The organism is Loktanella sp. S4079, from assembly GCF_000967725.1.
Lineage (GTDB): Bacteria > Pseudomonadota > Alphaproteobacteria > Rhodobacterales > Rhodobacteraceae > Yoonia.
This window is the reverse complement of the sequence record NZ_JXYE01000015.1, coordinates 1-5,907: the sequence shown is the minus strand read 5'-3', so window position 1 is coordinate 5,907 and position 5,907 is coordinate 1. Positions and strand designations below refer to the sequence as shown.

Genomic DNA, 5,907 nt, shown 5'->3' with positions numbered 1-5,907 from the left:
CTACTCGGTGTTGCCCGCCGGGATACCCAAGCTGAGAGGTCGCGTAGAACGCGTATTCCTCACCCTCGCAAAACGGCTGATGCCGCATCTGACTGGGCGCTCGTTCTCGAGCCCAAAAGAACGTGGGGACTACCCGTCTCATAAATTCGCAGTGCACACGGCTGAAAGCATCATCGAACTTTTGGTGCGGTTCACGGTGGATGTTTATCATAACCGCGAACATAGCGGGCTTGAGTATGCAACGCCGAACATAGTTTGGGATCGTCTGATCAAGGAATTTGGTTGGTCCCCCCCGATGAGCAATCATACCTTGCGGCATATCCTTGGTGTCGCATTTTCCCGCGACACCGGTCGTCATGGGGTCTTGGTCAATGGTGTGAACTACCACTCTGAGCGTCTGGCAAAGCACTTCCAGAAATTTGGAAAACAGCATGTTGATGTTCGGATTGATCCCGAAGACATGGGGCACGTCTCGGTTTGGCTGGAAAACAGCACTGATAGTGGTTGGTCCACTCTCAAGGCGCAGATTGATGGGCTCGACGGCGTGTCCTTTGCTGCGTGGGAACAAACGATCTTTAAGCTCCGACAGAACAACCGCAATGCCGCATCCCTCACACAAGGCGTTGTGGATCGTGCAATCGAGCGCATCAAAGAAATTGACGCGGAACAATGTGCGCTGCGACAGCTCGGGCCAATTGGTGAGACCTACGAACAGATCAAGCGGGCCCAGAAGGAGACCTTCTGGGGGCTCTCTTTGGGTTCTGATCCTCAGTTGGACCCCACGCGTTTGGATGATCTCGTCTCAAGCAATCAGGGTCTTCTATCCAACGAAATCGAACACGACCCCAACCCTCGGCCAGAGGAGAAGCCGGTTTTGCGCGAAGAACGAGACGAACCAATCCCATATTGGCCGTCCAGCGATGACGACGACGAACCAAGCAATGACCAACACTCTGCCAACGAGGAGAATGATGATGACAACCACGAATGATGAAATCCGGAAAACAATCCAATACCTGCGTTCGACGTATCTAGTGACCCCATCATACCAAAAGCTGGAAACACACTTCCATAGCCTGCTGGAACAACGCCGTGCAGACATGGCTGACGGTATTATGAATAACGCACGTGGCATTGTTGTCGTGGGGCAATCCGGCAGTGGGAAAACCACTGCCATTCGCGAGCTGATCCGCAAGAACAAGTCGTTGCTAAAGACTGATACCATGCAGGATCATTGCGAGTTCTTTGGCCTTCAGGTGCCGAGTCCTGCGACTATGAAATTCGTCGGTGCGGCAACGCTGCGTGCGCTTGGATACCCCTATTCAGGGGACAAGCAGGGGCCCGCGATTTGGGATCAGGTCAAGGTACAGCTCAAGCTGAGGCAGACATGTTTTTTGCATTTGGATGAAGCGCAGGATTTGGCGCGGTATCAAACCGACAAGGAGCGACAGTCTGTCGTCAATACGCTGAAATCCGTTATGGAAAACTCTTACTGGCCGACGGGGCTCATTCTGTCTGGTATGCCTGACCTCAAAAAAATCGTGAACCAGGATCCTCAGTTGTCACGTCGCTTGTATCCGGTTGAAATTGGGAGGCTGCATGCGATCCGTGATGTGACGCCAGTGCTGGGCACAATCCAACAGTATGCGAAAAGGGCAAAGGTCGAAACACAGTCTTCGGTGCGCAACGAGGTTTTCGCGCAGCGGCTCATGCATGCGGCAGGCTATGAGTTTGGCCTGATGGCTGAAATTACGGTCCAGGCCTTCGCAAAAGCGCTTCTAAGCGAGGGCTTCGATGCGAAGCTTGGGATCCGGCACTTTGCAGATGTGTACTATGACAGAAGCTCGGCGATTGATGCTCTCAACCCCTTCATCGCCGAAGACTTTGCGCGGATCGACACAAGAAAAATCTTCGAGTTCGATGGGGCGGACAAGTGACCGCGCGTCTAACGCCGGCTCTCCCCCTCTTTGAGGGGGAGGCGCTAACAGGCTACGTCAGTCGACATGCTAAGTTGTTCAAGACGACTCCGCGTGATTTCTGCACTGACCTCGGCATGCATTGGCCAGCACTTTGCAGCGGTTATGACGAACAGATTGATCGTTTGGCCTGGTTGACAGGCGAGCCATCCGAGAAGCTACGCTCATGGAGCGTAAAGAAGGTCGGGAATGGTCGGTATCGAGTGGGGCAAGCGTATGCAAGCATGGGCACATTGCGGCGAACTGCTGTTCGCTTGTGCCCACAATGTGTCGCGCGCTCGTTGTCTGACGTGGGGCCACATGGCGTCTGTCAGATGCTGGAATGGTCGCTCGTTTGTATTGATCGCTGCGATGAGCATCGATGTGCCCTCATAACGCTTCCCAGGGCAGAAAATTCACATGCAACATATGATTTTGTCGCCCGTGTTTTGGCGCATCGTGATGATGTTCTTCAAGCTGCCGATCACGGTGTAGAGCTACCAGAAATCGGTTTTGAAACCTATGTTAGGCGAAGGCTCCGAGATGGCGCTGCGGAAGACTGGTTGAAGGAGCTCGACCTTACGCTGCTTCACCGAGGTAGTTTATCGCTTGGCGCGGCTTTGTGCGGCGTCAAAGTCAAGCGCATGCAGGATTTGCCAGAAACGCGGACTAGGGAGCTGTGCCAAACGGGCTTTCAAAGCCTTGTCGAAGGACCGGAGGCCTATCGGGAAGCACTGTCCAGCCTGTATGACAGCGGAAATGCAGAGAGGCCTTACTATTCGGCCGACTTTGGCGTGCATTTCCGTTGGTTGCGTGAAGTGCGCAATGTGCCCGAGATCGAAGTGCTCGCGAGTATTGCCCGGGCGCATGTTTTTGCGCGTTATCCAACGCGACCTGGCAAAAAGATCTTTGATAGACTGCCACCAGAGCAGGTATGGCTCACGATCGACCAAGCGCGAAAGCGTTTGGGTTTTGGTGCAGTTTTCCTCAAAAAATTATTGGGTCATTTGGATGGTGTTTCAGAAGAAAAAGCCCTCAAGCGAACGGATGTCCATGTAGACGAGATCTCAAAAGTCCGGACTTTCTGGGATGGTCTTATCAATTTGAAAGGCGCAGCTGGGTTGCTTGGGCTTATGCCGTCTCAGGTGAAAGGCTTGCAAAACCGAGGCGTGCTGCAAACCATTCGGGTTACATCGACGTTGCGATATCTGTCTCGTGTCGAGGTGACGAATCTCATCGACCAAGTTCAGCGGTTACCCGAAGTGCTGCCTGGCAGATCGGTCGCGCCGTTAAATGTGTTTTGTCGAGAAAAGGGTATTCCACTAGCGCAAGTTGTCGATCTCTGGCGCAGGAGAGGTCTAGAGGGCCAAATCTGCCGAGGAGACGGTGTGGGTTTGCGTGCGATTGAGGTCGATTGGGATGCAATATGCCCAAGAAATACCGTTAAGCTTTCCCGAGATATCACGCTGCCAGAAGCCGCCCGGTACTTAAAAATCAATGTCGCTGCGATCCGACACCTGCGAGATCAAGCAATCCTCTCAGAAATCCGCAAACTCAACACTGATACCAATCATCAGAAGCACTACATCACCAAGGCGAGTATCAAAGCATTCGAACGGTCATTTGTAACCCTTGGTCAGATGGCAGAAAAACAGAAGGTTGCCCCGATCCATCTCGCGCGCAAGCTGGATGTTCAAGGCATTGCGCCAATCCCCTGTGGGGGCGCGCTGGTCCGGGTTTACAGCAGGAAGGAGCTTGACTTGGATGGTTGTAAAGTAACGGTGGGAGAAGACCTATGAAATCTAACAAGGAAGTGGGGCACCCTGATCAACGTGCCGTCGACGATTGGTTTCTCTATGGGCCTAAAAATGGTGAAATAGAGAACTTAGTCCGAGAACTAACCCTGAAACGGGGGGTGCGGCTTGCGCGGGTTGAAGACGAGATCATAGCTGCACTAGGAAAATTGCTCACCACGACGTGAATGCCCATCGCGGTGCCGTGCCCTCTACCGGATCAGACCCCGTAAAGTTCGCACACCAGTCATTGGAGTGCAAAACTAAACCAAAAGACGGTCGCAGTCGCAGCGAATGTCTCAAAAGAGCCCATTTTGACGAATGCTGCGGAAAGCTCGAGCGTCCCCTGTGGTTCATCCAGCGTGGGCAAAGATTACTAGGTTTCGATCTGGCGCTACGATGAGATAGCCTACTCGACGTCTGGAAACAAACGCCCCTTCACCTTGCAAAACATCATCAACTAAATTCGTTTTGGATACTTCCAGCTTATCAAGAAAGCCGTAGCCGCGGAGATACGCAGCAATTCCAGGGCACGAATGACCTGTGTGCGATGCGATCCACCAGTCACTCACTTCGGAAGCGCAGTTCGAAACGTTCGCCCATCCATAGACTTCACCCGTCAGTGGCGTCGAAACCCACTCACCTGCCTGTACAGAGCGCGGCAATTCAACTGAATTTTCCGCCTCTTGAAGCCAAGCCTCGCCTTCAAGAGAAACCAGTGAGGCAACATCTTCGGAAAGGCGAAAAAAGGCCAAAACAGCGTCGTGTCCACCGGGGCCAAAACCGGCAACCAGTGTCGTTTTGCCCGCCAGATCAACGTGTCCATAGTCCGGTGGCAGAAAACCTTTTAAATGTCGAGTTTCGGTAGCTTTGAATGCAATAAAACCGACAATGGGAAGCGTGAAAACCACGCCCAACACGATCATGAGCGCTTTTCGCATTAGATAATCCCTGCTGTTGGCGCGAACCAGTTTATAGTCAATCTTTACGGTAAACGGACATTCTACCGTAGGCAACGAAGGTCTTGAAAGTCCGCACTGCTTACCCTCAACGCCGAGCTATTTAACGGCGGGTAACCACGAGCGGGAACAATGCCCCCCAAGCGAAAGCGCCATGAGAATGGTGATGGGCTGCATAAAGTCGTGGAATAATAGCACCAGCACGACATAGACGCAGAAAATGCCGATCGCCATCGCACTACCAAAACTAGCGAACAACTCAGCCTGACGCTTTAGATCGCCCTGATCGACAAACTCGATACCAGAAGGCAGATTTTGATAACCTGCGAGATGCTGTACCTCTGTGTTCACATCAGACAGATTGCGTCCATTCAGCTCAATCGTGACCGAAACATTACGCGACCGATCACCAATGGCACTGCTCCATATACCAACGAAACATTTGCTATCTTGGAATAGAAGATCTCGGATATGAATGACGCCATACCGAGTGCGGACACTATCGCAATAACGAATTCACCCATGGAGAACCTGAATAGATCAACTATTTTGCTTTGGTTCGAGGTGACAGCAAATATAGCCATCACGATCAGGCCGCCAAAGACAGATCGCCATAGGAGCGTGGTCGGAATATCTGTTTGTACTACCCTGGTGAACAATCCCGCAGTGCTCCAAGATATTGCTGCAATCATTACTAGTATAAAACCAATTGTCTCTTTTCTTTCCATAGTTCCATCCGCCAAATTCTTGTCGTAGCCACGATAGGCGGAGACTTTCATTCCAGCCATCGCAATCGCTTCGATAGGTGTCGAACAATGGGTGCCGCCTGATGGTCCGCTAGGTGCTCGCCCATCGCGTGTTTCGTCCTGCGGTTGGAGAAATACACGACGAAGACGAGATCAAAAATGGATTGGCAACGTCGCAGCAGGTTTTGCAGGCACTCAATACATCGGTTTCAGAAGCGCATGTCCTTGATAGACAGACTTTCACGCTTGCTGATTGTCATATCACCGCGTTTTCATCACAATTAGATCAAACATCCGAATGCGACGTAACGCATTTAGATCAGTTTCTAAGGGACAAAAGTTTCGTACAACTGGAATGTCCAAGTAACGGTTAATCGCGCCAATCAAGAGATTCTTGTCGACAGCCGACTATCGCTATGGTTGAATATCTGACAAAAGACGTCACTTATTTCGA

General features: G+C 51.8%; 7 protein-coding genes. 4 read left to right on the top strand and 3 right to left on the bottom strand.

All coding sequences use genetic code 11. The annotated features are described in order from the left end of the window. The 4 genes from TW80_RS17055 to TW80_RS17040 all read left to right on the top strand — a co-directional run. Positions 1 to 991: Mu transposase C-terminal domain-containing protein (locus TW80_RS17055; RefSeq protein WP_204218525.1), on the top strand; the 991-nt coding region annotated here is incomplete at its 5' end. Continuing rightward, a complete protein-coding gene (locus tag TW80_RS18230; RefSeq protein ID WP_045998680.1) occupies positions 975 to 1,937 on the top strand; it encodes an ATP-binding protein in 963 nt (320 codons plus the stop codon). The genes TW80_RS17055 and TW80_RS18230, both read left to right, overlap by 17 nt. Next, on the top strand, positions 1,934 to 3,754 hold the full coding sequence (locus TW80_RS17045) for a TniQ family protein (protein ID WP_084625844.1): 1,821 nt from the start codon (positions 1,934 to 1,936) through the stop codon (positions 3,752 to 3,754). Before TW80_RS18230 ends, TW80_RS17045 begins: the two co-directional genes overlap by 4 nt. Then, on the top strand, positions 3,751 to 3,936 hold the full coding sequence (locus TW80_RS17040; protein ID WP_045998676.1) for a hypothetical protein: 186 nt from the start codon (positions 3,751 to 3,753) through the stop codon (positions 3,934 to 3,936). Before TW80_RS17045 ends, TW80_RS17040 begins: the two co-directional genes overlap by 4 nt. 165 nt (positions 3,937 to 4,101) lie before the next feature. Here the strand turns inward: TW80_RS17040 and TW80_RS17035 are convergent, their stop codons facing one another. From TW80_RS17035 to TW80_RS18440, 3 genes are all read right to left on the bottom strand, one after another. After that, positions 4,102 to 4,689, bottom strand: a complete 588-nt coding sequence (locus tag TW80_RS17035; RefSeq protein ID WP_157033328.1) for a hypothetical protein — start codon at positions 4,687 to 4,689, stop codon at positions 4,102 to 4,104. Positions 4,690 to 4,806: 117 nt separating this feature from the next. After that, complete coding sequence (locus TW80_RS18445; protein WP_045998674.1) at positions 4,807 to 5,058, bottom strand: efflux RND transporter permease subunit; 252 nt, start codon at positions 5,056 to 5,058, stop codon at positions 4,807 to 4,809. A gap of 20 nt (positions 5,059 to 5,078) precedes the next feature. Continuing rightward, complete coding sequence (locus TW80_RS18440) at positions 5,079 to 5,495, bottom strand: EamA family transporter (protein WP_052701052.1); 417 nt, start codon at positions 5,493 to 5,495, stop codon at positions 5,079 to 5,081. Positions 5,496 to 5,907 lie beyond the last annotated feature (412 nt).

Coding starts and splice junctions, on each gene's coding strand:
- TW80_RS18230 (WP_045998680.1), top strand. CDS start 975: ATGACAACCACGAATGATGAAATCCGGAAAACAATCCAATACCTGCGT.
- TW80_RS17040 (WP_045998676.1), top strand. CDS start 3,751: ATGAAATCTAACAAGGAAGTGGGGCACCCTGATCAACGTGCCGTCGAC.
- TW80_RS17035 (WP_157033328.1), bottom strand. CDS start 4,689: ATGCGAAAAGCGCTCATGATCGTGTTGGGCGTGGTTTTCACGCTTCCC.
- TW80_RS18440 (WP_052701052.1), bottom strand. CDS start 5,495: ATGGCTGGAATGAAAGTCTCCGCCTATCGTGGCTACGACAAGAATTTG.